General features: G+C 38.4%; 21 protein-coding genes. 14 read left to right on the top strand and 7 right to left on the bottom strand.

Annotated features, from left to right (window positions below; genetic code table 11):
• Nucleotides 1-37 precede the first annotated feature (37 nt).
• Complete coding sequence (locus JL102_RS08575; RefSeq protein ID WP_202243976.1) at nt 38-2,659, bottom strand: valine--tRNA ligase; 2,622 nt, start codon at nt 2,657-2,659, stop codon at nt 38-40.
• Nucleotides 2,660-2,845: 186 nt separating this feature from the next.
• Here JL102_RS08575 and fahA point away from each other — a divergent pair, with 186 nt between their 5' ends.
• Both fahA and JL102_RS08565 read left to right on the top strand, forming a co-directional pair.
• Complete coding sequence (gene fahA, locus JL102_RS08570; protein ID WP_202243975.1) at nt 2,846-4,120, top strand: fumarylacetoacetase; 1,275 nt, start codon at nt 2,846-2,848, stop codon at nt 4,118-4,120.
• A 9-nt stretch (nt 4,121-4,129) separates the two neighbouring features.
• Complete coding sequence (locus tag JL102_RS08565) at nt 4,130-4,993, top strand: flavin reductase family protein (RefSeq protein ID WP_202243974.1); 864 nt, start codon at nt 4,130-4,132, stop codon at nt 4,991-4,993.
• Here the strand turns inward: JL102_RS08565 and JL102_RS23990 are convergent.
• The gene (locus JL102_RS23990) at nt 4,988-5,809 is read right to left on the bottom strand and encodes a universal stress protein (RefSeq protein ID WP_202243973.1); all 822 of its coding nucleotides are present in this window, start codon (nt 5,807-5,809) and stop codon (nt 4,988-4,990) included. The two genes, JL102_RS08565 and JL102_RS23990, sit on opposite strands and share 6 nt — an antisense overlap.
• Before the next feature lie 197 nt (nt 5,810-6,006).
• Here JL102_RS23990 and JL102_RS08555 point away from each other — a divergent pair, with 197 nt between their 5' ends.
• Genes JL102_RS08555 through JL102_RS08530 form a run of 6 tightly spaced genes read left to right on the top strand, consistent with a single transcriptional unit; the run spans nt 6,007 to nt 12,907 of the window.
• Nucleotides 6,007-6,513, top strand: a complete 507-nt coding sequence (locus JL102_RS08555; RefSeq protein ID WP_202243972.1) for a DUF2911 domain-containing protein — start codon at nt 6,007-6,009, stop codon at nt 6,511-6,513.
• 53 nt (nt 6,514-6,566) lie between these two features.
• Nucleotides 6,567-7,022: an ATP-dependent zinc protease family protein gene (locus JL102_RS08550; protein WP_202243971.1), complete on the top strand. Its 456-nt coding sequence runs from the start codon at nt 6,567-6,569 to the stop codon at nt 7,020-7,022.
• Nucleotides 7,023-7,065: 43 nt separating this feature from the next.
• Nucleotides 7,066-7,977, top strand: a complete 912-nt coding sequence (gene rimK, locus JL102_RS08545) for a 30S ribosomal protein S6--L-glutamate ligase (protein ID WP_202243970.1) — start codon at nt 7,066-7,068, stop codon at nt 7,975-7,977.
• Complete coding sequence (locus JL102_RS08540; RefSeq protein WP_202243969.1) at nt 7,970-8,911, top strand: succinylglutamate desuccinylase/aspartoacylase family protein; 942 nt, start codon at nt 7,970-7,972, stop codon at nt 8,909-8,911. Before rimK ends, JL102_RS08540 begins: the two co-directional genes overlap by 8 nt.
• Before the next feature lie 22 nt (nt 8,912-8,933).
• Nucleotides 8,934-11,936 (top strand): ATP-binding protein, encoded by a 3,003-nt coding sequence (locus tag JL102_RS08535; protein WP_202243968.1) that lies wholly within the window; start codon nt 8,934-8,936, stop codon nt 11,934-11,936.
• On the top strand, nt 11,936-12,907 hold the full coding sequence (locus JL102_RS08530) for a mechanosensitive ion channel family protein (RefSeq protein ID WP_317191626.1): 972 nt from the start codon (nt 11,936-11,938) through the stop codon (nt 12,905-12,907). The genes JL102_RS08535 and JL102_RS08530 overlap by 1 nt, the downstream gene beginning before the upstream one ends.
• Here JL102_RS08530 and JL102_RS08525 read toward each other — a convergent pair.
• Nucleotides 12,899-14,653, bottom strand: coding sequence for a L,D-transpeptidase family protein (locus tag JL102_RS08525; RefSeq protein WP_202243967.1), 1,755 nt, complete (start codon nt 14,651-14,653; stop codon nt 12,899-12,901). The two genes, JL102_RS08530 and JL102_RS08525, sit on opposite strands and share 9 nt — an antisense overlap.
• 221 nt (nt 14,654-14,874) lie before the next feature.
• Between JL102_RS08525 and JL102_RS08520 the strand changes: the two genes are divergently transcribed.
• A complete protein-coding gene (locus JL102_RS08520) occupies nt 14,875-15,615 on the top strand; it encodes a murein L,D-transpeptidase catalytic domain family protein (RefSeq protein WP_202243966.1) in 741 nt (246 codons plus the stop codon).
• A 4-nt stretch (nt 15,616-15,619) separates the two neighbouring features.
• Here JL102_RS08520 and JL102_RS08515 read toward each other — a convergent pair whose 3' ends face one another.
• The 3 genes from JL102_RS08515 to JL102_RS08505 all read right to left on the bottom strand — a co-directional run bounded on the left by JL102_RS08515 (nt 15,620) and on the right by JL102_RS08505 (nt 19,290).
• Entirely contained in the window at nt 15,620-17,212 is a 1,593-nt protein-coding gene (locus JL102_RS08515; RefSeq protein ID WP_202243965.1) for a L,D-transpeptidase family protein, read from the bottom strand.
• Nucleotides 17,209-18,330, bottom strand: a complete 1,122-nt coding sequence (gene corA / locus JL102_RS08510; RefSeq protein ID WP_202243964.1) for a magnesium/cobalt transporter CorA — start codon at nt 18,328-18,330, stop codon at nt 17,209-17,211. The genes JL102_RS08515 and corA overlap by 4 nt, the downstream gene beginning before the upstream one ends.
• Before the next feature lie 72 nt (nt 18,331-18,402).
• Nucleotides 18,403-19,290 (bottom strand): alpha/beta hydrolase family protein, encoded by an 888-nt coding sequence (locus tag JL102_RS08505; RefSeq protein ID WP_202243963.1) that lies wholly within the window; start codon nt 19,288-19,290, stop codon nt 18,403-18,405.
• Between the two features lie 54 nt (nt 19,291-19,344).
• On the opposite strand from JL102_RS08505, the gene JL102_RS08500 reads away from it, so the two are divergent.
• Together JL102_RS08500 and JL102_RS08495 are read left to right on the top strand one after the other, a co-directional pair.
• A complete protein-coding gene (locus tag JL102_RS08500) occupies nt 19,345-20,319 on the top strand; it encodes a polyprenyl synthetase family protein (protein WP_202243962.1) in 975 nt (324 codons plus the stop codon).
• Between the two features lie 71 nt (nt 20,320-20,390).
• Entirely contained in the window at nt 20,391-21,761 is a 1,371-nt protein-coding gene (locus JL102_RS08495) for an FAD-containing oxidoreductase (RefSeq protein ID WP_202243961.1), read from the top strand.
• A 10-nt stretch (nt 21,762-21,771) separates the two neighbouring features.
• Here JL102_RS08495 and JL102_RS08490 read toward each other — a convergent pair whose 3' ends face one another.
• Nucleotides 21,772-23,196: a thioredoxin-like domain-containing protein gene (locus JL102_RS08490; RefSeq protein ID WP_202243960.1), complete on the bottom strand. Its 1,425-nt coding sequence runs from the start codon at nt 23,194-23,196 to the stop codon at nt 21,772-21,774.
• A 173-nt stretch (nt 23,197-23,369) separates the two neighbouring features.
• On the opposite strand from JL102_RS08490, the gene gldA reads away from it, so the two are divergent.
• The 3 genes from gldA to gldG are packed head-to-tail and all read left to right on the top strand — an operon-like array spanning nt 23,370 to nt 26,703.
• Nucleotides 23,370-24,296, top strand: coding sequence for a gliding motility-associated ABC transporter ATP-binding subunit GldA (gene gldA, locus JL102_RS08485; protein ID WP_202243959.1), 927 nt, complete (start codon nt 23,370-23,372; stop codon nt 24,294-24,296).
• Nucleotides 24,293-25,021, top strand: coding sequence for a gliding motility-associated ABC transporter permease subunit GldF (gene gldF, locus JL102_RS08480; RefSeq protein ID WP_202243958.1), 729 nt, complete (start codon nt 24,293-24,295; stop codon nt 25,019-25,021). The genes gldA and gldF overlap by 4 nt, the downstream gene beginning before the upstream one ends.
• Nucleotides 25,015-26,703 (top strand): gliding motility-associated ABC transporter substrate-binding protein GldG, encoded by a 1,689-nt coding sequence (gene gldG, locus JL102_RS08475; protein ID WP_202243957.1) that lies wholly within the window; start codon nt 25,015-25,017, stop codon nt 26,701-26,703. Before gldF ends, gldG begins: the two co-directional genes overlap by 7 nt.
• Nucleotides 26,704-26,710 lie beyond the last annotated feature (7 nt).

Below are 26,710 nucleotides of genomic sequence, written 5' to 3'. Positions count from 1 at the left end.
TGAATCAGGCTTTTTTGTGTCTATTGCTAGTATTTTTCTAACCGAGATTAGCCAAACTCTCTTCCAAAACTTTAATCTTGGCTTCAGCATCGGCTTTTTTCTTCTGCTCCATAGCTACTACTTGTTCTGGGGCATTGTTAACAAATCTTTCATTGCTGAGCTTTTTATCTACAGATTTTAAGAAGCCTTTGGTATATTCCAGTTCTTTCTGAAGCTCTTCTTTCTCTTTTTCTACATCTATAGATCCTGATACTGGTATAAAGAATTCATCGGCCTTTACTACAAAAGTTAGAGCCCCTTCTACACTATCAGTTACTTGTGCTACACTGCTAACATTAGCCAGTTTTTGAATGATGAACTGGTAATTTTCAAACTTAGCAAAGTCTCCAGATTTTATTTTAAGCTCCAGCGCTTCTTTTGGCGATATTTGCTTAGTGTTTCTAATGTTTCTGACGTTAGTAACTACTTCAAAAGCTAAAGCCGCATCACTTAACAGTTGCTCATCAATAGCTTCTGCTTTTGGCCAATCTGCTACAATAAGGCAATCCTTTTCATCTCTTTCTCTTAACTCATGCCATAGCTCTTCAGAAAGGAATGGCATAAACGGATGAATCAGTTTCATCAATTGCTCATTAAAGATGATGGTTTGCTCTAAAGTTTTAGCGTCTATAGGTTGACCAAACTCAGGTTTAATCATTTCCAAGTACCAAGCACAGTAGTCATCCCAAATCAGTTTATAGATGCTCATTAGTGCATCAGAAATACGGAATTTTGTGAAATGGTCTTCCACCTCAGCTAGTGTTTGGTTAAATCTTGATTTAAACCAGGCAATAGCAGTGGCATTATGACTTCCATCTAAGTTTTTATCTACTTCCCAGCCCTGAACCAAACGGAAGGCATTCCATATTTTATTAGAGAAATTTCTACCTTGTTCACAAAGCTTTTCATCAAACAATAAGTCGTTTCCGGCTGGTGAGCTGAAAAGCATTCCAGTTCTCACACCGTCCGCACCATATTGTTTTATCAGGTCAAGCGGGTCAGGTGAGTTGCCTAATGATTTAGACATTTTCCTTCTTTGCTTATCTCTAACTATACCAGTGAGGTATACGTTTTTGAAAGGCTTTTCTCCTCTATATTCATATCCTGCTATGATCATTCTGGCTACCCAGAAGAACAAGATCTCAGGCGCTGTTACCAGATCATTAGTAGGATAGTAATATTTAATATCTTCGTTATCAGGATTCTTTAATCCATCAAAAACAGACATAGGCCATAGCCATGAAGAAAACCAGGTGTCTAGCACGTCTTCATCTTGCGTGAGCTGATCTATAGTTATGCTGCTGTCTTTTTCTTGTGCTTTTGCTAGTGCTTCCTCTTTAGTTTTGGCTACTACATAACTTCCATTAGGTAAGTAGAAAGCCGGAATTTGATGCCCCCACCATAGCTGTCTTGAAATACACCAGTCATGAACGTTCTCCATCCAGTGCCTGTAAGTGTTTTTGAACTTAGGCGGTATCAGCTGGATCTCATCATTCATCACATTTTCTAAAGCAGGCTTAGTGATATCTTCCATTTTTAAGAACCACTGAGTAGAGAGCTTAGGCTCAATAACTGCATCAGTTCTTTCAGAAAAACCTACGCTATTGGTATAGTCTTCTATTTTATTGAGCTGACCAATGGCATCAAGTTCTTTTGCTATTTTCTTTCTTACCACAAAGCGATCTTCGCCAACGAACATCTGAGCGGCTTCATTGAGTGTGCCATCATCATTAAGTATGTCGATAGACTCTAAATTATGCTTTAGGCCCAACTCATAGTCATTAATATCATGAGCTGGCGTTACCTTTAAGCATCCTGTACCAAACTCAACTGATACATATTCGTCTTCAATAATCGGAATAGATCTATTTATTAAAGGAACTAATGCTCTTTTTCCTTTCAAATGAGCATATCTTTCATCATTAGGGTTTATACAGATGGCAGAGTCTCCTAAAATGGTCTCAGGTCTGGTGGTAGCGATAGTTACAAAAGTATCTTCGCCTTCAATTTTATAGTTTACATAGTACAGTTTTGATTGTACTTCCTTGTGTATTACCTCGTCATCGGATAGCGCTGTTTTTCCTTGCGGGTCCCAGTTTACCATGCGAACACCTCTGTATATAAGGCCTTTGTTATGAAGGTCAATAAATACGTCTATTACGGACTCAGAAAGAGATTCCTCCATGGTGAATCTGGTTCTATCCCAGTCGCAAGAAGCTCCCAGTTTTTTAAGTTGCTCCAGAATGATGCCCCCATATTTCTCAGTCCATTCCCAGGCATGCTTAAGAAACTCTTCACGCGTAAGGTCCTTTTTATTGATGCCTTTTTCTTTCAACATGGCTACCACCTTCGCTTCGGTGGCTATAGAAGCGTGGTCCGTACCAGGTACCCAGCATGCTTCTTTGCCTTCCATTCTGGCCTTTCTTATCAAAACATCCTGAATGGTATTGTTTAGCATGTGCCCCATGTGCAATACACCTGTGACGTTAGGAGGAGGTATTACTATGGTGTAAGGCTCCTTGTCAGGGTTGGGCTCTGAGTGGAAAAAACCATGGTCCATCCAATACTGGTACCATTTTTCTTCTACTGCCGATGGATCATACTTTGTTGAAAGCGACATTCTAAATTCTAGATTTTTGGTTAAGAACGCAAAAATAGGAAAATGCCTCGCATTTTTTAACATAAAATGAAAGGTTAAACATACAGTGACTTTTCAGGTTAGTTCAGTGGTTTTGTAAATACATTTTTGAAGCACTATATTGTTTCCTTTATTGAAAAAACGCTTCTGATTACAAACGCTAATGAAATGAAAATAAAAGCTAATAATCCTTCTTTGAAGAGTTGGGTAGCTGTTTCTCCCGAATCTGATTTTCCGATTCAAAACTTGCCGTTTGGTATTTTTAAAACGGATTACCTTACGGAAGGTGCGGGCGTGGCTATTGGAGAATATATACTAGATCTTACCTATCTGCATGAAAATGGTTTTTTAGATGGGCTGGGGTTGCCGGCAGGGATTTTTAATCAGCTATACCTAAACAGTTTTATTGGATTAGGAAAAAAGCTGACAAGAAGAGTTAGAAACAGAATTTCGGAATTACTTAATATAAATAATGAAGAACTTCGAGATAATAAACCTGCCAGAGAGTTGGCGCTGATTCCTATGAAGGAAGCCGTGATGTTGATGCCTGTAAATATTCCCAACTATACGGATTTTTATAGCAATGAGAATCATGCGGCTAATGTGGGGGCTATGTTTAGGGATAAAGATAATGCACTTATGCCTAATTGGAAGCATTTGCCGGTGGGCTATCATGGTCGAGCTTCTTCTATAGTACCATCTGGAGCAAATATTCACAGGCCAAAAGGTCAGTTGATGCCTCAGGGAGCAGAGAAACCCATCTTTGGAGCTTCTAAAAGACTGGATTTTGAGCTGGAAATGGCTTTTATCACCTGTAAGGAAAATGGGATGGGAAATCCCGTAAGCACAGTAGAGGCTGATGAGTATATATTTGGCTTTGTATTATTTAATGACTGGTCGGCCCGTGATATTCAATTTTGGGAGTATGTGCCATTAGGTCCTTTTTTGGCTAAAAGTTTTGCCTCTTCCATATCTCCTTGGATAGTAACTGCTGATGCTTTGGAGCCGTATAGAACCAAAGGACCAGAACAAGAGCCCGCAGTACTTCCTTATTTGCAGTATGAAGGGCATAAAAATTATGATATAGATCTTGAAGTTCATCTTCAGCCAGAGGGCAGTGAAGAAAACCTTATTTGTTCTACTAATTTTAAATACATGTATTGGAACGTAAACCAGCAGCTTGCCCACCAAACGATCAATGGCTGTAATTTAAAGATTGGAGATATGTACGCCTCAGGCACTATCAGTGGACCTGATCCGGGGAGCTATGGTTCTATGTTGGAGCTTTCTTGGAAAGGTACAAAGCCAGTAAAGTTGACCAATGGTGCCGAAAGAAAGTTCTTAGAAGATGGAGATACTATTATAATGAAAGGCCGCTGCCAAAAGAATGGTGTTCGGCTAGGGTTTGGAGCGCTGAGAAATACAATTTTACCAAGTAAATAACATTGAATTATGATCATAGATCCGAATAAAGAAGAATTAAGTAAGTTACATGCGGCATTAGTAGGGGCAGTAGCTCCAAGACCAATTGCTTTTGCCAGCACAGTGGATAAGAAGGGGAATGTGAACTTAAGCCCTTTTAGCTACTTTAATATATTCAGTGTAAACCCTCCTATATTAATTTTTGCTCCGGCCAGAAGAGGTAGAGATAATACTACTAAAGATACACATGAAAATTTGCTAGAGGTGCCAGAGGTGGTTATCAGTACTGTAAACTACCCTATAGTAGAGCAGATGTCACTGTCTAGTACAGAATATGATAAAGGGGTGAATGAATTTATAAAATCAGGTCTTACCCCTGTGCCTTCAGAAAAAGTGAAGCCTCCCCGGGTGGCAGAGTCACCAGTGGCATTTGAGTGTAAAGTAAATAAAGTAGAGCCCATGGGAGATCAGGGCGGCGCTGGTATTCTGGTAATCTGCGAAGTATTACTGGTGCATATTGATGATGCTATTTTAGATAAAAATCAGGTGATAGATCCTTATAAGCTAGACGCCGTGGCTCGGATGGGTGCCAACTGGTATGCGAGGGCTCAGGGTGATGCTATTTTTGAAATACCTAAACCCCTGCGTAAGTTAGGTATAGGCGTAGATCAAATTCCTGAATCAATAAGAAATAGTGATGTGCTTACAGGTAATAATTTGGGCAGGCTGGGTAATGTGGAAGAGCTGCCAACAGCTGATGAGGTGCAGAGCTATGCTAAAGAACAAAAACTAAAAGGTGAAAAGGTAGAGCTACACCAGCAAGCTAAGCAGCACCTCGAAAATGGTGAGGTACTGGAAGCTTGGAAAATACTCTTATTTGCTGATAGTTTATAAAACTATTACAGGCATAGAAGCATGAGATACGATTTTTTTTGCTACACTACTATGAAAAAGTGAGGCAAAGAAATTTCGATCTTTATGCACTACAAATAGAACATCAATATCATTTGTAGTTGAAAAATCCAGCAAGGCATCATCTATGTCTCCCTGTAGCCAGTGAACGGGAGTGTTTAATTCTATAGACTCAGCAAAAGTATTTATAGATTCTGTCTTTTTATCGGCCACATAAATGACTGATACCTCAGCTGAAAACAGTGTACTTACCTCTTTTAGAAAAGTTATCTTCTCAGCAGCAGGTGTATTATCCGGATCTACTGCTATGGCTATGTTCTTAGGGGGCTCATAGCTTTTCACTGTATGAGGCACTACCCAAAGCGGAGTAGAGGCCGTATTGCCTACCATATTAGCGGTAGTAGAGCCTCCAATGAATTCATCCCAGCCGTTAGCGCCATCCGTACCCATAATGATCATATCAGTGGGGTTGTCTTCGGTATAGATCTCAATAGCTGTAATAATTATTCCGGGAGAGCTAACAGTTGTGTATTGAACTTCATCTAACTCCTTAAACTCAGAGTTGAGCTCGCTCAGTTCATCTTCTGTTATTTCTCTGAAATCAGTCAGAGCAATAGGGTATATGCTTGTAGTAGCATCGGCTGTGGTAGTTTCCATTGCTACATTATAGCTTTTTAAAATAGTGAGATGTCCACTCACTAGTTTAGTAAGTGAGATGGCATACCAGAGTGCATTTTTAGCCTGAGGAGAGCCGTCATAGGGTGTTAATATGTTTTTTATTGGAGTTACAGTATTCACAGCGTTAATGTTTAAGTTAGTAAATCGTTAAAAGGGACTATTAATTCATAACCTTTTCTTTCATAAACCGTTAATTATACTGGTTTACAGGTTTAAATAATGAAAGTTAAAAGAGGTTGGTGTCTTCGGACTCCAACCTTTTTTTTATTTTTAACAATACATAGAATCCTTCTGTTAATTTTTTAAAAGAATTTTATATGAAAAGAGTTGTTACAGTTTTTATTATAATGATGCTCTTCAGTGCTTCTGCATTGATGGCCCAGAAAAAGATGAAGAGCCCGGCAGCCACGGCTAAGGGACAAGTAGATGGTGTAAATATTGAGGTGAAATATCATCAGCCATCAGCCAAAGGTAGGAAAGTAATGGGCGGGCTGGTGCCTTACGGTGAAATATGGAGAACGGGAGCTAATAATGCTACCACTATCTCATTTGATCAGGATGTAAAAGTAGAAGGAAAAAGTTTGAGTAAAGGCACTTATTCATTGTTTACTATCCCGGGAGAAAGTGAGTGGACAGTTATTTTTAATGGTAACGCTAATCAATGGGGAGCCTATAATTATGATAAGTCTCAGGATGTACTTCGCATAACGGTAAAGCCAGTGGCAATAAGCTCTAACGTAGAAGCTTTCACTATAGAGGTAGAACCATCTGATGTAGCCCTTAGCTGGGAAAATACTAAGGTGAAGTTCAAAGTGAGCAAATAGTAGTTTTTTATCATAACTTTTTATTTCTTCGAAAGAAATTTTACTGTATATCAATGGCTGAAAAAATATTAATCGGCAGAAACGATAAAATTGATTTGCCAAAGCTAGATTTGTACGATCTGGATGCTAAAATAGATACTGGAGCTTTCACCTCCGCTATTCACTATCATCATGCTGAAATAGTGGAAAAAGACGGCCGCCGTATTTTACATTTTACATTACTGGATCCTACACACCCTGACTACAATGGAAAAAGTTTTTACTTCGACCAGTTTGAGGAAAGAGAAATAAAAAACTCATTCGGAGACTCTGAGACAAGATTTATAATAATCACTGTAATTCACTTGTTTGGAAAGGACTTTGAAACGGAATTTTCTTTGAGTAACAGAGGAAATTTAAAGTTTCCTATTCTTTTAGGGCGTAAATTATTAAAAAAAGGCTTTGTTGTAGATGTGGCTCATCACAACTTGTCATTTAAAAGTAAACAAAAGAAAAATAAAATAAGCTAAGGCTGAATCTTCAAAATTTAAAAATCGGCAAATAAAACTAACCATGAAAATAGGCATTCTTTCCAGAAACTCAGAGCTGTATTCAACCCACCGTTTGGTGGAAGCGTGTCAAGGCAGAGGGCATGACGCTGAGGTGATAGATCATCTAAAATGTACCATAGTGATGGAGCAAAACAAACCATCTATTATGTATAAAGGACGAAATTTAGAAGATTTTGACGCTATTATTCCGAGAATAGGAGCATCTGTTACTTTTTATGGTTCTGCTGTGGTGAGGCAGTTTGAGATGATGAAAGTCTTTACCGCAGTTGAATCTCAGGCCCTGATACGGTCTAGAGATAAGCTTAGAAGCCTTCAGATTTTATCCAGAGCTGGTTTAGGACTTCCTAAAACGGTTTTTACTAACTACTCTAGAGAAACGGACGATATTCTTAACGCAGTAGGAGGGGCTCCCGTTATCATCAAGCTATTAGAAGGTACACAAGGGCTTGGGGTAGTATTAGCGGAAAATAGAAAGGCGGCAGCTTCAGTGATAGAGGCTTTTCATGGGCTCAAAGCTAGGGTGATAGTGCAAGAGTTTATAAAAGAAGCCGGGGGCGCTGATATACGTGCCTTTGTGGTAGATGGAGAAGTGGTTGGAGCTATGAAGAGACAGGCCAAAGAAGGTGAGTTTCGCTCTAATTTGCACAGAGGAGGTACTTCTCAGGTCATTAAATTATCTCGAAAAGAAAAGACCGCAGCAGTAACGGCAGCTAAGAAAATGGGCCTAGGCGTGGCAGGTGTTGATATGTTACAATCATCTCGCGGGCCACTTATTTTAGAAGTGAACTCATCTCCAGGGCTAGAAGGTATAGAAAATGCTACTGGCCTTGATATAGCAGGTAAAATCATTGAATATTTAGAAAGAAACAGCCAAAAAAAGAGGAAGATACAAAAGGATAAGGTGAATGCATGATATAGTAATCGATGGTCATAAAGTGGCTCCAGGGCAGGAATTGCAGATCAATGCTCTTATAGCAAGACTGCCAACCAGAACGCCTATTAATATACCTGTGTTTGTGAGCAGGTCTACTAAGCCAGGGCCTACTTTATTAGTGATGGCAGGGGTGCATGGTGATGAAACCAATGGTATTGAAATTATGCGCAGGGTAATCATGAATCATTATCACAGGCCTACAAAGGGAAGTGTGATAGCGATTCCGGTTTTTAATGTGTATGGTTTTATCAACCAGTCAAGAGGTTTGCCTGATGGAAAAGATCTTAACAGGTCATTTCCAGGGTCTAAGAATGGATCTTTGGCAAGCAGGGTGGCACATTTTATGACCAGTGAAATATTACCTCAGGTAGATTTCGGAATAGATTTTCATACAGGAGGGGCAAGTCATAATAACTTCCCTCAAGTGAGAGGAGTCTTTAATACAGTTAAAGAAATGGATCTGGCCAAAGCCTTTGGAGCTCCCTTTATTATAGAATCTCCGTTTAGGGATAAATCTTTAAGAAAAACAGCTGCCAAAGCAGGTAAATCAATTTTAGTTTTTGAAGGAGGGGAAACCTTGCGCCTCAGAAAGCAGGTGATAGATATGGGAGTGAGCGGTCTGCTTAGGGTAATGAAATACCTGGGCATGAGAGAAGATGCTCCAGCTATAGATAAGCCTTCTGTATTTTTGAAAACGTCTACCTGGGTAAGAGCCAAACATGCCGGTTTGCACCATGCTAACGTACGCAATGGAAGCAAAGTGGAAAGAAATCAGCCCCTTGGCCTTATTACTGATCCTTATGGTCAGTTCGAAAAGATCATAAAGTCACCAGTAAGTGGATATATCATCGGTATTAATAATTATCCTGTGGTGAATATGGGTGATGCGCTGCTGCACATAGGTACTGAGTAAATATTTTTTTTATCTTGCATGAATGAATTCCGAGCTTCAAGAGCAATACCATAAGACCAAAGGAATTGTACAAAAACAATTTCTGGTGGTTTTACATCGCGATATTGATTTTCAGATTACCTTCCTGAAACAAGTACGAGAATTACAGCAAAATATTCTTGATGGAAATATTGGGTCTGATAATTTTGAATCATCACTGCTACTAATCAAAGATTATAAATCTAGCTTGGTTAAGCTGGTAGAAAGAAGATTTGCTGAGCCGGAAATGATCAATTTTGATGTAGACTTTCTACGTTTTAATCAGCAAATGGATGATTTCATAGCTGATTTGGAAGATGATCTAGCCCGGCCTCAGGATCATGAACGCTTTTATAAGACCCATGGAGATTCCAATTTTTTAAGAGTAAGAAAGTGGTTTAAAAGGCGCTTATATGCAGTTTCCAAATCTCCTGAGAGATTTCTTAACTTATTTAGGAAGCTGTTTAAAAAAACGGTCAAACCCTTAAGGCCTTGGGTTCATCATATTCGCTTAAAGAACCTGGTGAGTTACTATTTCGCAGGATCATTGCCAATACAATTACTGCCTGTAATAGCCAAGAAAGATAGAAGGGTAAGTCATTCTACCAGAGTGGCCTGGCAAATAGATGAAAAGATTGAAGAGGCCTGTAAGCACTATGTGCAATCTAAGGAGCATGTTTTTGAAGTAGAAGAAAATAATCTGCATCCTTTAGACAGGGCCATAAAAAACCTGGAGGAGTTTAAAAAAGAAATTGGAGATTATGCTACTGAGGCTTTTGAAAAGCTCTTTAGTGACTATGGAAAGGCTTATGTACGAGTGGGTACAATGGAGCTCTCTAATTCTCAATTTAGCAATAAGAAGATTGAGGCGCTTCATGACAGGCTCCAGAAACAGTATAAAGCTGATCAGCAGGGCTGGTTGAATACTTTTATTGCCTTGTCTGACGATTGGGAAATAGACCTTGAACTATACTTCATTCAATATGCAGGAACAGCGGAATATCATCAGGCTTTTAATAAGCTGAAGCACCGGGTAGATAATGTTATTGGAGGGCAGCTAAATAAGGTAACGGCCTATCTTGAGGAAGTGAAAGAAAGAATTGCTGCTACTACTGAAGATGGGGATCATTTAAAAGTATTAATTAATAAAGAGATAAAGGCGCTTCGCGAACAGCTTTCAGAAAAAATACTGCTAGAAACCAACGAACTTATACTTAAGCAAGACTTACCATCACTAGTAAATAGTGTAGAGTCTCGAATTGATAAGTTAATATCTTCAGTATCAGAAAAACGCGCAATAGTAAAGGGGGCTGACTACGATCAGCCCATCAAAGCGTCTTCTATCAACTATATTTCTCCTTTTGAGCTAATTCATTTTGAATCATGGCCACAACTTTTAAAGGTGATAAGAACGGTAAAAGTAAAGCTTACCGAGCAGCTGAGTCAAACTCAAAATGAAATCATTGGGTTAGGTCAGATTGCGGAGTTTAACATGGAGTCGGCATTATCATTATTTGAGGCTAAGGATAAGGATAATAAGCCTAAAGCTATAGCCATCCAAGGTGTGGAGCGCACTATTGAAAAGGTGAAATCATTAGCAGAAACCTTAAAAACATTTGAGGAGGAGGTTGATAAACAGCTCTATGAAGGTTTAAATAAATTCAATGAAGGCCTAACTCGCTTTACCAATAATGAGAATATTTATGATATAAGAGTAAGGATTGCGAAAGGCAAGGCACTTCAAAAGAGTAAAGCGCTAAAGGATGAGCTTTTTACTAGAATAAAGAATTTAGTTCCTGCAGTAATATCTTTTGTAAGGCTTAAATATGAGGGTCTTCATCTTTTAATTAACAAAACTTACAAGAGATATGGCTTGTCTAATCAAGATGCTATATCTGCAGAGCTGGCCGATTTCTTAGCCGAAACCAGAAACGCCATAGAAAAACTGCCTTTTGTTTATCAAAGGCTTTTTAAGCTGGAACCCTTGGCTGATATCAATTTTTTCGAGGGACGTGTTGAGGAAATGAGGACACTGAATACGGCTTATAATAATTGGATGAAAGGTCGTTTCGCTTCGTCAGTACTGATTGGGGAGAAGGGGAGTGGAGCAACCACTTTGCTTAATTTCTACCTGAAAGATTTAGGAACCAGTAGTATGGTCTACCGTATTGGTCCCTCAGATACTATCTATGGTTTTGATGGATTAATCAATTGTTTATCAGAGTCTTTCAACGAGAAATTCAATACTATGGAGGAGCTCATCACATTCTTAAATGGAACGAAGAAGATTATGGTGCTAGAGAATATTCAAAATCTTTATCTTAAGAAGGTGGGCGGATTTGAAACGCTTCGAAAGCTGATGGAGGTAATAGCCATGACCAATGAAAAAGTGTTCTGGGTTTGTTCCTGCACCAAATATTCTTGGAATTATTTAGATAAAACCATTAACCTCTCAGATCATTTTAGTTATCACATTTCATTAAATGATATGAGTGATGCTTCTATCATTAGTTTGATAGATAAGAGGCACCGGGTAAGTGGGTATAATTTGAAATATGAGCCTTCAGGAAGTGAGCTAAACAGTAAGAGGTTTAAGAGACTTCCGGAAGATGAACAACAACAGTTTTTGAGAGAAAGGTATTTCCATTCATTAAATAATATTGCTAAGAGTAATGTGAGCTTGGCACTCGTATACTGGTTGCGTTCCACCAGGCAAATTGAGGGAAACACTATATTCATTGGCACATTAAATGAAAATGATTTTTCATTTATGAAAAGCCTTTCTTTGGATAAAACCTTTGCCCTGGCCAATATTATTTTACACGATGGAATAACGGAAGAGGAATACAGTGCCATAAGTCATGCATCTGTCAGCAAAGTGAAATCAGTACTTTATCCACTATATGAAGATGGCGTGCTTATGAGAGAAGAGAAAAAGTATTTTATAAATCCATTATTGTATAGGCATACCCTGGATTTATTGAAATCCAAAAATATTATTCATTAGTGAAAAAGATTGTAGGCATATTACTTTTACTACTGTTCGTTGTGACTCTTAGTTATGCGCAGACGGACTCCTTGGCAGATACGATAGTGGTGCTGCAAGTAGATTCTATGGCTCAAGGAGAGACCAAAATAGATACATTATCTCAAAAGGAAGGTGAGAACCTCATTGATGGCCTCAAAGATCATGTTCCTTCTTTATCTGAAATTGTATCTGTAGGCAAGGTGTTTTGGGCTGTAGTTTTTCTGATTGTGGGCTATTTTGTTACACGCTTTTTAGGATCTGTACTGGAAAGAATGGCGGAGAAGAGTGCTAACTATCGCATTACCATCAAAGGTCTTATTCCTGTAATAAAGATTTCCACATGGATTATAGTACTTCTAGTGATCATAGTGGGTATTTTCCATCCTCCTGTTGATGGTCTTATTGCTGCCACGGCATCTATAGGTATAGCCGTTGGTTTTGCCGCCCAAGATATTTTAAAGAATATTTTTGGAGGAGTAATGATTTTGTTTGATAGACCCTTTCAGGTGGGAGATAAAATAGAAATTGGCGAATATTATGGAGAAGTACTGGAGATAGGCCTCAGATCTACCAGAATAGTAACTCCTGATGACTCTTTGGTGAGTGTTCCTAATGGAGAGCTGATGAATAAGTCTGTATCTAACTCTAATAGTGGTGAAGCCAATTGCCAGGTGGTGGCAGAAATATATCTACCTATTACAGTGAATACCGATGAAGTGAGGAAAATAGCCATGGAGGCTGCTCAGACTTCCAAGTTTGTATTCCTCAACAAACCGGTGTCAGTATTATTTTTTAATGAGGTGAAAGAGCGTAGGTCATATCTGAAAATGAGGCTTAAGGCCTATGTAGCTGATATTAGGCATGAGTTTGCCTTCAAAAGTGATATGACTGAGATAGTAATGAGAGAATTATTAAGTCAAAAGGTGATCTCACCTGATGACTTAAAATAGGCTCACCAGCTTTTGCTTTTGCATGTCCCTTAGTTTTATTAGCTGGATATCATCTATATCATAAATGTCTTTTCTGAAATTAACCAGACCTGTTTTGTCTACCCAGCAAGTTCTATATACTAAGAATACTGGTATTTCTTCACTTAATGATATGGTTGCTGGTTTGCCCTTTTCCATGTATTCTCTTACTTTTTTATTATCCCAATTTTGATCTTTCAATAAATACTGGGCTAGTACATCCGGTTGCTCTAGCCTAACACAACCATGGCTAAACGCTCTTTTGTCTCGTGTAAAGAGGTAATCAGAAGGTGTATCATGCAAGTATATGCTTCTATCGTTAGTTAATGGAAACTTTACTAACCCGAGGGCATTAGATCTTCCTGGTTTTTGTACCACTCTTAAGTTATTTACATTTACTTCTTCCCAATTGACGGTGGTAGGGTCTATGGGGGCTGTAGATTCCCATCCTTCATAAAGCTGATAACCATTTCTTGTCAGGTAAGTAGAATCCGTTTTCATGCGATAAAGCATTTCATTCTTTATGATTTTTTTAGGGATAGTCCAAGTGGGGCTGAATACCAGATGGTTTAAACGATCGGTTAAAACAGGAGTAGCATGATCAGTCTCTCCAGTGATTACTCTCATGTGCACCGGGGTCTCCCCATTGTCAAATACGTATAATTCATAGGCGGGAATATTTACATAAATAAATTTATGGCCCATATCACTCGGCATCCAACGCATTCTTTCTAGGTTAAGCTTTATTTGATCTATCCTCGTTTGTAAGGAAATATTCATTACCTGTACTGTGCCTTTACCTACTATTCCGTCTGAGGTAAGGCCATTTCTGCTTTGGAATCTTTTTACAGCTGATGCCAAAGCCTCATTAAAATAAATGCTATCCTTCTTTAGTTCTTTCTCTGCCAGGTCATTAGTGAGTATCAGTCTTTGCTTAAGCTGAGGTATTAAAGTACTACTATCACCTAATCTAAGGTTAGTGTTTTCAGGGAGCTTATGCCAATCACCATTTACCTGTATTGCTTTATAAAACGACAGTGCCTTTTGTAATGACTCGTAATTTTCATTTTGAGGTACTAATGCTTTTAAAGCCTTTTGTATATCATCTGTATGCAAGTGATGCGCTACTGCTTCTGCCTCATATTCCGAACTCCACAACTTGTCTATTTGTATTGGCTTTATTCTACCATTTCTTAAATGATAGCCATAAGATAGGTAGGCTATAGTTAAGCGAATATCCAGTTGCATCATTTCAAAAACATTCACCGTTTGCTTTGAGAAAACCTGTTGCTCATAATTAATGAGTTTGGAAATGTTGTAGTCTTCAGCGTTTAACCCATGAGCCGAGGCATTAAGTAGTTCGGCTTGCATTATTTTTATTTTTGGAGATGGGCCATCGTAGGATAACCAAAATAGCTTATGGTCATTGAGCTGATAAAAACTATCTATTTCCTGTTTTAACTCTTCTCTATGTATATTGTCAGGAATGTAGTGAGACGTTGTTAAAGTATCTAAAAACAGTTGTAGGTAAGATTTTAGCTGTGAATCGGGTAGTTTAGTCAGGTTACCTTCAGCCGGCTCTACTGTATACTTGAACGTGTCATTAGGATCATGATTTATGAGGTCTTTTGATTCAATAGGGGAAGTGCTTTGCATGGTGTTGTTACACTGAGTAAATAGCACTGGTAATAACAATAAAAATAAGAGCTTGAAGTATTTGTGGGACATAACTTATATATCAGTTTTATAACCTTATATAAGGAAATGTTATGCCAGACTACCATATGGGAGTTATTTAGGTGTAAAAACGGTTGTGAGGCGGGCTTCGTGTGCAACTTTTTTCCCGACTTGAGAATTTTTTTTACAAGTCGGAAATTATTTTGCATGCTTGTTCGTTCCTCATCTGGACATCAAAGAAGTATCAGTTTTAACCTTTTAAAAATTACTTAATGATAAGAAGAACTATCCTCTCTTTTTTAATAGTTGCGCTTGTTCCTTATTCTAGTCTTTTCGCTAATATTCCGGTATCTGAAAAAAGTAAAGCTCTTTCAAGCTATATCGAGAATAATTATGCGCTTCTCAAAAGCGCAGGCCCTAAACCTGAGTATGAACTCTTCAAAAAGGGTGTGATCGGTTATCTTAATCTTAAAAAACAAAATAAACTTGCTGAAAATGGTTTATTAACACTCATCGACTTCCGTATGTCATCTAATAAAAAGCGTCTGTGGATTATTGATCTTAAAACACATGAAGTGCTGTATCATACGCTAGTGGCTCACGGTAGAAACAGTGGAAATGAGTTTGCTGAGAAGTTTTCTAATGTACCTAATTCTAATACCAGCAGTTTAGGTTTTTATGTTACAGGGGAGACATATTCCGGCAAGCATGGTCTGTCTCTAAGGTTAGATGGTGTAGAATCTGGTTTTAATAATAATGCCAGAGACAGAGCCATTGTGATGCACGGAGCCGATTATGTGGATAAATCTTTCACTAAGAACTATGGCAGATTAGGTAGAAGCTTTGGCTGTCCTTCTATCCCAATGGGGCTGAGAGAAGAAATTATTCCTTTAATTGCAGAGAAAAGCTGTCTTTTTATTTATTATCCTGACAGTGAATACCTTCAAAACTCAAGTTTAATTAATGAAGAAGTAGCTTACGAAGAAATTCACTCAGTAAGCTACCTTTTATAAGATCTTATAATGATGGAGGGTCTTGCAATAAGGCCTTCCATACTGCATCATCCCTGTCGTAAATATCTGTCCTGAAATTTACCACTCCATTATCATCAACAAAGGCCGTCCAGTATAGTAGATGCACCATGATATCTCTTTTTATCATAACGGTGTAGTTCTTTGAGGTTTTTATAATGTTATCCACTCGTTTTTCATCCCATTCGTCCTTGGTATTATTCAATATATACACTGCCATGTCTTTAGGCCTGGAAAGACGAATACAGCCCGAGCTTAAGGCACGATCAGTATTAGCAAAAAGCTCTCGGTGATTGGTGTCATGCATGTAAACGTTGTATGGATTAGGGAATATAAATTTTACTATTCCTAAGGCATTATTAGGTCCAGGGTCCTGCCTAAGCTGATAGGGAAAATTTGAAGCTGTAGTGGTGGCCCAATTAATAGTGCTTGGATCAATGACGGTTTCTCCACTCACCACTTTTATATTTAAGTTGTTAAGATAATTGCTGTTTTTTCTTACCGATGGTAATATGTCTTTAGATAAGATGGTTGGCGGCACAGTCCAGTAAGGGTTAAAAACCAAGTACCTGAGTTTCTCGCTAAAAACAGGCGTTTTTCGATAAGGCTTCCCCACCACTACATTCATGGTAAGCATAGTTTTTCCATCCTTTACCGCATGGAGCTGGAAGCTGGCAATATTTACAATGAGATGTTCTTTGCCGAGGTCTGTTGGTAGCCAGCGGCAACGCTCCAAGTTGATGGTTGTTTTTTTGATTTTGTTATCTAATGTCTCGTTTAAGGCTCCTATAGTGCCCTTTCCTAAGGCTCCATCTGGCGCCAGTCCATTTCTCTTTTGAAATTCTTTTACAGCTGAAGCTAGTGCCTCATCATATATTCTTAGAGTAGAGTCTGGTGCTTCCGGAGTCTCGTAGTAATTAGTAAATGACAAACGAGCTCTCAATTGTAATATGCGGTCATCGTTGTCTCCGGGCTTTAAAGTTTCGCCTGAATTAATTAAAGGCCAAGGCTCTTTTGATTTCATCTGTTCATATTCTGCCAGGGCTTGTTTTAGTTTTAGGTAGGTTTCATATTTAGGCTTTACATTATTGATAGATTTGGCTACTTCCACTTCTTCCAGCGCATGTGTAAGCGTCTTTTTTAACTCTATTTCCTTATTGCTACTTTTCCATTCAGGGTCTATGGTGGAGGCATTTACCTTCCCCATCAGTAGATGAGTAGTGAGTAAGAAATAGGCATCAGTAAGCATAATGTCAAGCATTGGCGTCACAGAAGAAACATTTTTAACATGCTCTAGTAGGTAAGTCAGGTGATAGTCTTCAGGGTTTAAACCATCCTGATGCACTAGTTTTATTTGCTCTAATAGCTCCGCAATGCTGTCATCATTATCCCAGGCGGGTTCAAAACCACGATCTAAGTAAAAATCCGGAATAGATTTTTTGCTGAATATGGTCTCTCCGTCTATAGTGAAAGACTTGTCTTCTATCCATCTTCTTATTTCTTCGCTGGGCTCTATTGTCTCTGCCAAGAGATTATTAACTGCTGCAAATACAAACAGTAGAATAAACATGTTTTTCATATCCAGTCTTTGCGCTTGAAATAAATAATCATGGCTATGAAAATGGCTATCATCAATCCCCAGGTATAGAAGTAGCCATATTTGAGGTGAAGCTCAGGCATATTGTCGAAATTCATTCCGTAGATACCGGCAATAAAAGTAAGTGGAATGAAGATGGTAGCTATGATAGTAAGCACCTTCATTACTTCGTTCATTTTATTACTAATGCTCGTCATGTACATGTCCATTAAGCTAGCGGTAAGATCACGATAGGTTTCTATCGTTTCTATAACATGTATGGTGTGATCGTATACATCAGAGAAAAATGTAATAGTATCAGGGGCTATCAGTGGATATTCACCTTTGATTACTTTGCTTAAAGATTCTCTGAGGGGATAAACTGATTTTCTCAGGAATATCAACTCCTTTTTAAGCCTTTGAATTTGCTTTAAGGTATCATTTGATGGTTCCAGGTATACTTCGTCTTCTAGCTCTTCTATTTTTTCGCCTACTTGCTCCAGTACTATGTAGTAGCTGTCTACTACAGTGTCTATAAGTCTGTAAAACAGGTAGTCAGCTCCTTTTTTTCGGGCTCGGGTAGCACTGGAATGGTTGTCTTGCCTTAACCTTTCACGTAGTCCATCAAACAGATCTCCTTCTTTTTCCTGAAAAGACAGTAGATAGTGCTTGCCGAGAACAAAGCTTATTTGTTCGTAGTTAACCACACTCCCTTCATCATTTTCTTCTTCTTGAATAGAGTGTAAGGTCTTCAATGTGAAAAACAGATGATTTTCATAGTCATCGGTTTTTGGCCTTTGATCTGGGTTGAGTATATCTTCTAATAGTAATGGATGCAGGTTAAAATGTCCTCCTACACTCTCTATCAGGTCAATGTTATGAAGCCCATCGATATTGAGCCAGTTCACTCTGTTTTCATCAGTATGAGGCAATACATTATTAATGTCTTTGCCGGTATATTCTTTTATATCTTTTTCATTATAAGAAATAAGGTCTATGTCTGATTTATTGGTCAGCTTGTTACCAGTGTATATAAGCGTGCCAGGAGGTAAACCTGCTTTTTGCTTAGAGTTTCTTATGCCTATGAGTTTAGACAATTTTGAAATACGTGTTAAGTTCATGCTTTTTCAGCTTATGCTTTAATAATGAAAACTGTAGTATAAAGGTTTAGCACTAGTTTTCGTGTAATACTTTTAGTTGTGTTCCAGTTCTGAGTTCTTAATGGCTTGGAGAAACTCCAGGGTTTTGATAAAAGCTTTTTCCGCATCTTGAGGCAGGTCATCGCCGGAGTAGGGGTGTGATCCTCCTAATACATGGTCTGCATCCTCTATGAGAAACAATTCACTTTGAGGGTTAAACTCATGTAGCATGAGCGCTTCTCTGTGTTCTACCGTTTCATCGTTAGTACCATGAACTATGAGCTGGGGAATGGTTAATTTTCTGGCCGCATTGGCTATGGTGAATCTCTCTTCATGAGAAAAGAAATCCTCTACTATTTGGTAGTCCATAGGCATTTGTTGATTAGTGCGGCTGTTAGTAATGTGAAGTACCTGATCTTTTTTCCATTGATCGAGCACTTGCTGCGGCCAGCGCATTTTTAAATCAGCAATCGAGGCCCAGGTTACAAGGGCAGTTATTCTATCATCTTCAGCCGCTTTTAAGATGGATACACCACCACCACGACTATGTCCTATTAAATAAATAGCATTTAAATCTATTTCACTTGCAGGCACTTCACACGCATCAGAATGGAAATAATCTATTACACTTTTGATGTCATCCATTTCAATACTAAAATTGTTCTGAGAGAAGGCTTGCAAATCCTCAAATTCGGTAGGGTTTTCAGCAGTAGTGCCATTATGTGAAAAATTAAATTTGGCGAAAATAAATTCTTTTTTTGAAAATTTTTCTGATAAAATATTGAAATAGCCCCAATCTTTGAAACCTTTGAAGCCGTGAATAAATATTATTAAAGGTTTTTTACTGTTATTTGATATATATCTGACATCAACTAATATTTTTGCAGCATTGTGTTCGCCAGATATTAGAATATTATCTTTCAATTTTAGAGAGTTGGTCATATTATATTTTGATTAGGTGTTTTGTGTCATTAATATTGTAGCTCAATAGTCCGCATGGCTTTAAAACTACGTGATATCCAGTCCCCAATAGCTTCAGAGATGGAGGAATTTGAAAAAAAATTCCGAGCATCTATGAAGACCAAAGTGTTGTTGCTCGACAAAATAATGAGTTACATCGTAAAGCGCAAAGGTAAGCAGATGCGACCTATGTTTGTGTTTCTTACGGCAGGCACTTGCGGAAATATCGATGAGGCCACTTATAGAGGAGCATCGCTCATTGAATTATTACACACCGCCACACTTGTGCACGATGATGTAGTGGATGATGCGAACTACCGTCGTGGTTTTTTCTCTGTTAATGCTTTATGGAAAAACAAGATAGCTGTGCTGGTAGGGGATTACTTGCTGAGTAGGGGGTTGTTGCTCTCCATAGATAATGGAGATTATCAATTGTTGAAAATTGTGTCTCAGGCAGTGAAACTGATGAGTGAGGGAGAGCTATTGCAAATGGAAAAGGCTCGTAAGTTAGATATCACTGAAGATGTTTACTATGAGATTATCAGACAAAAAACAGCATCCCTTATAGCTTCTTGCTGTGCAGTGGGGGCAGCCTCAGTGCAGGAGAACTCTGAAGTAGTGGAGAAAATGCATGCTTTTGGAGAAAAGGTAGGAATGGCTTTTCAAATAAAAGATGATCTTTTTGACTATGGTGAAGATGAGGTAGGGAAGCCATTAGGAATTGATATCCGTGAGAAAAAAATGACCCTTCCATTAATTCATGCTTTGCAAAAATCTTCATGGATGGAAAGAAAACGGGTTATCAATCTTGTAAGGAATCATAATGATAACAGCAAAAAGATCAATCAGATTATCGATTTTGTGAAGAACTCTGGCGGGCTAGAGTATGCTCAGACTGTTATGATGAGATATTATGATGAAGCAGTAGCTATCCTTGATGATTTTGCAGACACTCCTTATAAAACCTCGCTGAAAAATCTCGTTCAGTTTACTATTGAGCGTAATAAATAAGCTAAGTCCTTTTTAGGTTTTAAACAAAACCGCTTTGTATGTGTCATATTCTATAATTTGAATAGAATATTATGACTCACTTTGATGCAATTATTATTGGAGCAGGCCAGGCAGGTCCTCCATTAGCCTCCAGGTTAGCATCTGAAGATTATAAAGTAGCTATTGTAGAAAGAAAATTCTTTGGGGGTACCTGTGTCAATACAGGGTGTACACCCACTAAGGCAATGGTTGCCAGCGCTAAGGTAGCTCATACCGTAAAACATGCTTCAGCTCATGGAGTAATAGGCGCTTCTAATTTTAAGATAGATTTTGATCAGGTAAAGAAAAGACGTGACGAGATTGTAATGCAGTCTAGAGAAGGTTTAGAAACCTGGATGGAGGATGATGAGAATATCACTGTTTTTAAGGGGCAAGCTCGTTTTATTAATAATAAGGCACTTCAAGTTGATGGCAATCAAATACAGGCAGAAAAAATTTTCATTAATGTTGGAGGAAGAGCACGTATTGCTAATCATGAGGAGGGGCTTGAATACCTTACTAATTCCAGTATTTTGAATCTGGATGAACTGCCAGAGCATTTAGTAATTATAGGAGGTAGTTATGTGGGTGTAGAATTTGCTCAGATGTTTAGAAGGTTTGGATGCAAAGTAACCATTATAGAAAAAGGTGAATATCTTTTGAGTAAAGAAGATCATGATGTTTCTGAAAATGTAAAGGATATTTTGGAGAAAGAAGGTATTCATATTCGCACGAAGGCAGAATGTATTTACGCTAAAACTTCTGAGGAAGAAGGAGTGGAAGTAGAAATTAATTGTGATGATGGTGATCCGGCAGTATCAGGAAGTCACTTGCTGTATGCTGTAGGTAGAGTGCCTAATACTGATGATTTAGGTTTAGAAAATACAGACATTGAAGTAGATGGGCATGGTTATATTAAAATTGACGATTATCTCAATACTACGGTAGAGGGAGTCTGGGCATTGGGAGACTGCAATGGCAAAGGAGCATTTACGCATACTGCTTATAATGATTTTGAAATAGTGGAGAATGGCTTGTTTGGTAATGGTGGCAAAAAGGTTTCTGATAGAATTTCCTGTTATGCTTTATATATGGACCCTCCATTGGCTCGAGTAGGCATGACAGCGGAAGAGGTGATAAAAAAGGGGATCAGGGCTCTGAAAGCTGAAATGCTAATGAGTAAGGTAGCTAGGGCAAATGAAAAGGGTGAGACAGAAGGTTTTATGAAGGTGATCGTAGATGCTGAATCGCACTTAATTCTTGGGGCGTCTATTCTGGGAGTGGGGGCAGATGAAATTATCCACTCTATTATTGACGTGATGTACGCTAAGCAACCATATACTGTGATGAAAAATGCAGTTCATATTCACCCTACTGTGTCCGAACTTATCCCTACTATGCTGTCTAACCTCAAAGAAATATAAAAAAAGGGAGCTATTGCTGCTCCCTGTTTTCTATTGCTTCATATCTTGTTAAAAATTCTTCCAATCGTTCTGCAGGAAGCTTTTTAGCGATAATTTTCTTATTACTGTTCAGTACATAAATAGTAGGAGTAGTCATGGCATCATAAAGATCTCTGTACGACTCAGTGTAGGTTCTGGGGCCGTTCACGGTGGTCCACTCTTCCATATGCATGGTTTTAATGTAATCTTTCATCTTTACCATAGAGGTGTCTGCAGATACGGCGAAGATGCCTACATCATAGGCGGAGTTATCATAAAATTCTTTAAGCTTTGGCGTTTCTTTTTTACAGTGGCCACAGTCAGGATCATAAAAGTAAATCACTGTGTACTTATTCTTCATGTCATAAAGCGCCCGAGACTTTAAGTCTTCGTTTTGCATGATTAGGTTGGGCGCTTTTAATCCTATAAGGCTGTTTCTTAGTTGCTTAGCTCTGTCTTCCAGGTTTTTCTTGAGTTTGGCGTTAGCCCAGAAGTCCATCTCTCCCGAAGCGAAATATTCGTCATACAGGTGCACAAAAACCTCGTCTAAGCCCATGATTTCAGGCTGTTGGTATTTTATAGTTACTATCCAGATCAAGTACTTATAGGTGTCTTGATCTTTTTTAGCGACTTTGGCTAATTCATCAATAGCATTACTGATGGTATCAGGGTGCTGTAGCAGCATTTTATCTAAATAGTCTTCCACCTTTTTCTTGTAAAGAGGTTCGTTTAACCTGATCATGGCAGGATCACCTAAGTTGAAATTATCCCAATAATGCGATTTGTAGTAACGGTAGCTGAAGGTAGAGTCTATAGCTCCATTGTCTAATTTTGGAGGTTCTGGTACCTCAATCTTTTTGTTAGCTTTAAGTATTTTGGCAAATAGAGTGGTTGGGTATTTTTCAATCACCTCATCCTGATGCTTCATTACTTTTTCGTTAAGCTTATTCAGGAATGCTCTGGCTGCTTCTTTTTCAGCAGTTGTGCTGGTGCTGTCTTTCAGCATTTCTACTTGCGGTTTAGCTTCAGCATTTCGAGCTTCATTATAAAGCATGTTTTTAAAGAAAACGTCATTATCAACATCTCCGGTGACCTTGGCTGTCTCTACAAACTCCGGTCTGGTAGTTTCTATTTTGAACGTCTGATCTTCATTAATGATAATATCAAATAATTTAGACTTGTTCAGTACGAGGAAATAGACCCCTTTGCTCAATGGTTTTTTCCCGTCAAAGGTAAATTTTCCTTCACTATCTACCTGTGCGGTGTCTGTTAGGTAAGTGCTTTCGCCAAAGAAATAGCCAAGATAAATAGTGGTGTCAGCTAAGCCATGAATCTGGAAATCAAGCTTATAGCCATTTTGTGCGTGGCTGCTTAAAAAAGTGATTGATAATAAAAAAGTAAATAAGAATTTCTGCATAACTAAATCGTACAGGATACATTGAAATCATGAAACATTCATGAAGAAAACAAAGTTTCTGAATGATGCCACGCAATTTTAGTTAATTTAGGTTAAAAATTATCACAATTAGTAATAAGGATATTTTTTTGCATAAACACGTCAACTTAATACTTTTGTCGTTCATTTGTATTATGTCGATATCTGTCAGAAATCTCACGAAAGTATACGGGCAACAGAAGGCAATAGATAGCATCTCTTTTGAAGTGAAAAAGGGAGAGATTCTTGGTTTTCTAGGGCCTAATGGTGCAGGCAAGTCCACTACTATGAAAATAGCTACCTGTTATTTGCCTCCTACAGAAGGCACTGTGCAGGTGTGTGGCCTTGATGTAATAGAAGAATCAGTGGAGGTGAGAAAGCATATTGGCTATCTGCCTGAGCACAATCCGCTTTATCTGGAAATGTATGTACGGGAGTATTTGCAGTTCATAGGCAAAGTGTATGGGGTGTCTGGTAAAATTCTTAAAACTCGTATAGGTGAAATTATAAGTCTTTGTGGGCTTGTAAAAGAGCAGAATAAAAAGATAGAGGCTCTATCTAAAGGCTATAGGCAGCGTGTGGGCTTGGCGCAGGCGCTAATTCATGACCCTGAAGTGCTAATACTTGATGAGCCTACTACAGGGCTCGATCCTAATCAAATAGTGGAAATCCGTAATCTGATCAAAAGCATAAGTCAGGATAAAACGGTTATTTTTTCTACTCACATTATGCAGGAGGTGCAAGCACTGTGTGATCGTGTTGTGGTAATTAATAATGGTAAAATAGTGGCTAATGATGCCATTGACCAGCTTAAAAATACCCAAAGAAAGGTAGCAGTTATTACTGTTGAGTTTGCTGAGGCAATAGATGAAGAAAGCCTAAAATTCATAGAAGGGGTGTTAGAGGTAGAGAAAGGAGATGGACATAAGTATAAAGTTACTGCTTCAGTAGAAAAGGATATGAGGCCAGAAATCTTCAATTATGCAACCAAAGAGAATATTACTTTGCTGGGCTTGCAACAAGAAGAAGTGACTATAGAAAATGTATTCCAGGAATTGACAAAAGGAGGTAAAGCAGAATGATTCAGATCTTTTTGAAAGAGTTTAATAGCTTTCTCAATTCTTTAATCGCCTATATAGTTATTAGTGTGTTTCTTACCGGAATAGGCCTTTTGATGTGGGTCTTTCCTGATACTTCTGTGCTAGAGTATGGCTATGCTGATATGGAAACCCTTTTTGTTTTAGGGCCATATGTTTTTATGTTCTTAATACCGGCTATAACTATGCGTATGTTTGCTGAAGAGAAGCGTGGTGGTACTATTGAATTATTGCTTACCAAGCCTCTTACCGATTGGCAGATTATATTTGGTAAATACTTGTCTGGTTTGGTGCTAGTAGTTTTCGCAATCATACCTACCCTGGTGTACTATTGGTCTATTTATAAGCTGGGCAGTCCGGAGGGTAATATTGACACTGCCGGGGTAATGGGATCTTATGTGGGGCTGGTGCTTCTGGGCGCGGTTTTTACTGCCATCGGAATATTCTCGTCAGTAATTAGCTCTAACCAAATCATCTCTTTTATAGTAGCAGTGTTTTTCTGCTTCATAGTGTATTCAGGGTTTGAGTCAATCGCTTCTATTAATGATTGGGGGCGGTTTTCAGGTATGTTAGAGCAGTTGGGTATTCTATATCATTACGATGCCCTGAGCAAAGGCCTGATAGATAGCCGTGATGTAATATATTTTCTTAGTGTGATAGCAGTAGTCCTATTAGCCACTAAACTCGTTTTAAGTAGTAGGAAATGGTAGCTTTGAATAGTAGAAAATTAGAGTCCTTTTTAAGGTTTTTTATAGGTGTGGTGGCTGTGGTACTTATTAATATTATAGCCTCATCTCAATTTTTTCGTCTTGATCTTACTGAAGAAGGAAGATATACCATAAAGGAACCCACCAAAGAAATGCTACGAGATCTGGATGATGTAGTATATGTGGAAGTTTATCTGGATGGAGAGCTCAATTCTGGTTTCAAACGCCTGCAAAGATCGATAAGAGAAACGCTGGAAGAGTTTAGAGTGTATTCAGGTGATAATATTCAATATACCTTTAATGATCCCACTGCTGCTATGAGTGAAAAAGCTCGCGGTGAATTTATGAGGAGTTTGATGGCTAAGGGAATTCAGCCTACTAACATTATTGATGAACAAAATGGCAACAGGGTTGAAAAGTTGATATTTCCAGGGGCACTGATCTCTTATGGAGGTGTAGAGAGGGGTGTAATGCTGCTAAAGGGAAATAAAGCCTCCAGCGCTGAAGAAAAATTAAATCAATCTATTGAAGGAATAGAATATGAAATGGCATCAGCTATTCGTGGGCTAACTACCTTGTCAAGAAAGAAGGTGGCTGTAATACGAGGTCATGATGAGCTAGATTCGCTGGAAATGGCTAGCTATACCGCTGCTCTAGCTAACCTTTATGATTTAGGTAAAGAAAAGTTAGATAGAGATTTAAGTGATTACGATGCTATGATAGTGGCTAAGCCTAAGAAGAACTTTAGCGAAACAGAAAAGTATTACTTAGATCAATACCTGATGAAGGGAGGGAAAGTAATGCTGCTGCTTGATAAAATGCATGCGAATATGGACAGTGCATCAGCGTCAATGAATTTTGCTTTTCCTTATGATCTTAACTTAGATGATCAACTCTTTAAGTATGGAATCAGGTTAAATAATGATCTGATTCAGGATCAGATGGCAGCTAAATATCCAATAGTAGTAGGTAATATGGGTGATCAGCCACAGCTTAGCCTTGAAAACTGGCCTTTTTTCCCTATCATTAATAAATTTGCTAATCATCCTATTACCAGAAATATGGATGCAGTGCTGCTTAAATTTGCCTCTACCATCGACAGTATTCGTGTGGATGGCGTAAAAAAAACGCCTTTGTTATTTAGTTCTCAATATGCTCGATCAGTTACCGCGCCTGTAAATGTTTCAGTTCAGGATCTAAGGAAAAACTTAACTCCAGAAATGCTCAATAAGCCGTTTTTACCTGTGGCTTACCTGTTAGAGGGTAATTTTAGTTCATTATATAAAAACAGGTTTAAGCCTGAGAATGTATCTGATGAAGATTTTTTCGGTACAGCAGCGGAAGGTGCCAAGTTGTTGGTGGTAAGTGATGGAGATATTGCTAAAAATGAAATCAATAATCGAAGTGGTGACCCTCAGCCTCTCGGCTTTTACCCTTTTGCGCAGACTGAATTCGCCAATCAGGGGTTTCTCCTCAATTCGCTGGCTTACATGCTAGATGATCAAGGTTTAATTACGGCTAGAAATAAAGAATTTAAAATAAGGCCTTTGGATAAAGTTCAGGTGAGCAGAGAGAAAACTAAGTGGCAAATTATTAATATGGTTTTGCCGGTATTGCTCATTATTATTTATGGGATCATAAGATTTTACTTAAGGAAAAAGAAATATACTGGATTTACCAAGTAAGTAGTTC

It is taken from the genome of Fulvivirga sediminis, from assembly GCF_016757215.1.
GTDB classification, from domain to species: Bacteria; Bacteroidota; Bacteroidia; order Cytophagales; family Cyclobacteriaceae; genus Fulvivirga; species Fulvivirga sediminis.
This window is presented reverse-complemented; position numbering and strand designations above follow the sequence as displayed.

Bases quoted from the DNA above. Each gene is read 5' to 3' on its own strand.
- JL102_RS08575 (WP_202243976.1), bottom strand. From the start codon at position 2,659: ATGTCGCTTTCAACAAAGTATGATCCATCGGCAGTAGAAGAAAAATGG.
- fahA (WP_202243975.1), top strand. From the start codon at position 2,846: ATGAAAATAAAAGCTAATAATCCTTCTTTGAAGAGTTGGGTAGCTGTT.
- JL102_RS08565 (WP_202243974.1), top strand. From the start codon at position 4,130: ATGATCATAGATCCGAATAAAGAAGAATTAAGTAAGTTACATGCGGCA.
- JL102_RS08555 (WP_202243972.1), top strand. From the start codon at position 6,007: ATGAAAAGAGTTGTTACAGTTTTTATTATAATGATGCTCTTCAGTGCT.
- JL102_RS08550 (WP_202243971.1), top strand. From the start codon at position 6,567: ATGGCTGAAAAAATATTAATCGGCAGAAACGATAAAATTGATTTGCCA.
- rimK (WP_202243970.1), top strand. From the start codon at position 7,066: ATGAAAATAGGCATTCTTTCCAGAAACTCAGAGCTGTATTCAACCCAC.
- JL102_RS08540 (WP_202243969.1), top strand. From the start codon at position 7,970: ATGCATGATATAGTAATCGATGGTCATAAAGTGGCTCCAGGGCAGGAA.
- JL102_RS08535 (WP_202243968.1), top strand. From the start codon at position 8,934: ATGAATTCCGAGCTTCAAGAGCAATACCATAAGACCAAAGGAATTGTA.
- JL102_RS08525 (WP_202243967.1), bottom strand. From the start codon at position 14,653: ATGTCCCACAAATACTTCAAGCTCTTATTTTTATTGTTATTACCAGTG.
- JL102_RS08520 (WP_202243966.1), top strand. From the start codon at position 14,875: ATGATAAGAAGAACTATCCTCTCTTTTTTAATAGTTGCGCTTGTTCCT.
- JL102_RS08515 (WP_202243965.1), bottom strand. From the start codon at position 17,212: ATGAAAAACATGTTTATTCTACTGTTTGTATTTGCAGCAGTTAATAAT.
- corA (WP_202243964.1), bottom strand. From the start codon at position 18,330: ATGAACTTAACACGTATTTCAAAATTGTCTAAACTCATAGGCATAAGA.
- JL102_RS08505 (WP_202243963.1), bottom strand. From the start codon at position 19,290: ATGACCAACTCTCTAAAATTGAAAGATAATATTCTAATATCTGGCGAA.
- JL102_RS08500 (WP_202243962.1), top strand. From the start codon at position 19,345: ATGGCTTTAAAACTACGTGATATCCAGTCCCCAATAGCTTCAGAGATG.
- JL102_RS08495 (WP_202243961.1), top strand. From the start codon at position 20,391: ATGACTCACTTTGATGCAATTATTATTGGAGCAGGCCAGGCAGGTCCT.
- JL102_RS08490 (WP_202243960.1), bottom strand. From the start codon at position 23,196: ATGCAGAAATTCTTATTTACTTTTTTATTATCAATCACTTTTTTAAGC.
- gldA (WP_202243959.1), top strand. From the start codon at position 23,370: ATGTCGATATCTGTCAGAAATCTCACGAAAGTATACGGGCAACAGAAG.
- gldF (WP_202243958.1), top strand. From the start codon at position 24,293: ATGATTCAGATCTTTTTGAAAGAGTTTAATAGCTTTCTCAATTCTTTA.
- gldG (WP_202243957.1), top strand. From the start codon at position 25,015: ATGGTAGCTTTGAATAGTAGAAAATTAGAGTCCTTTTTAAGGTTTTTT.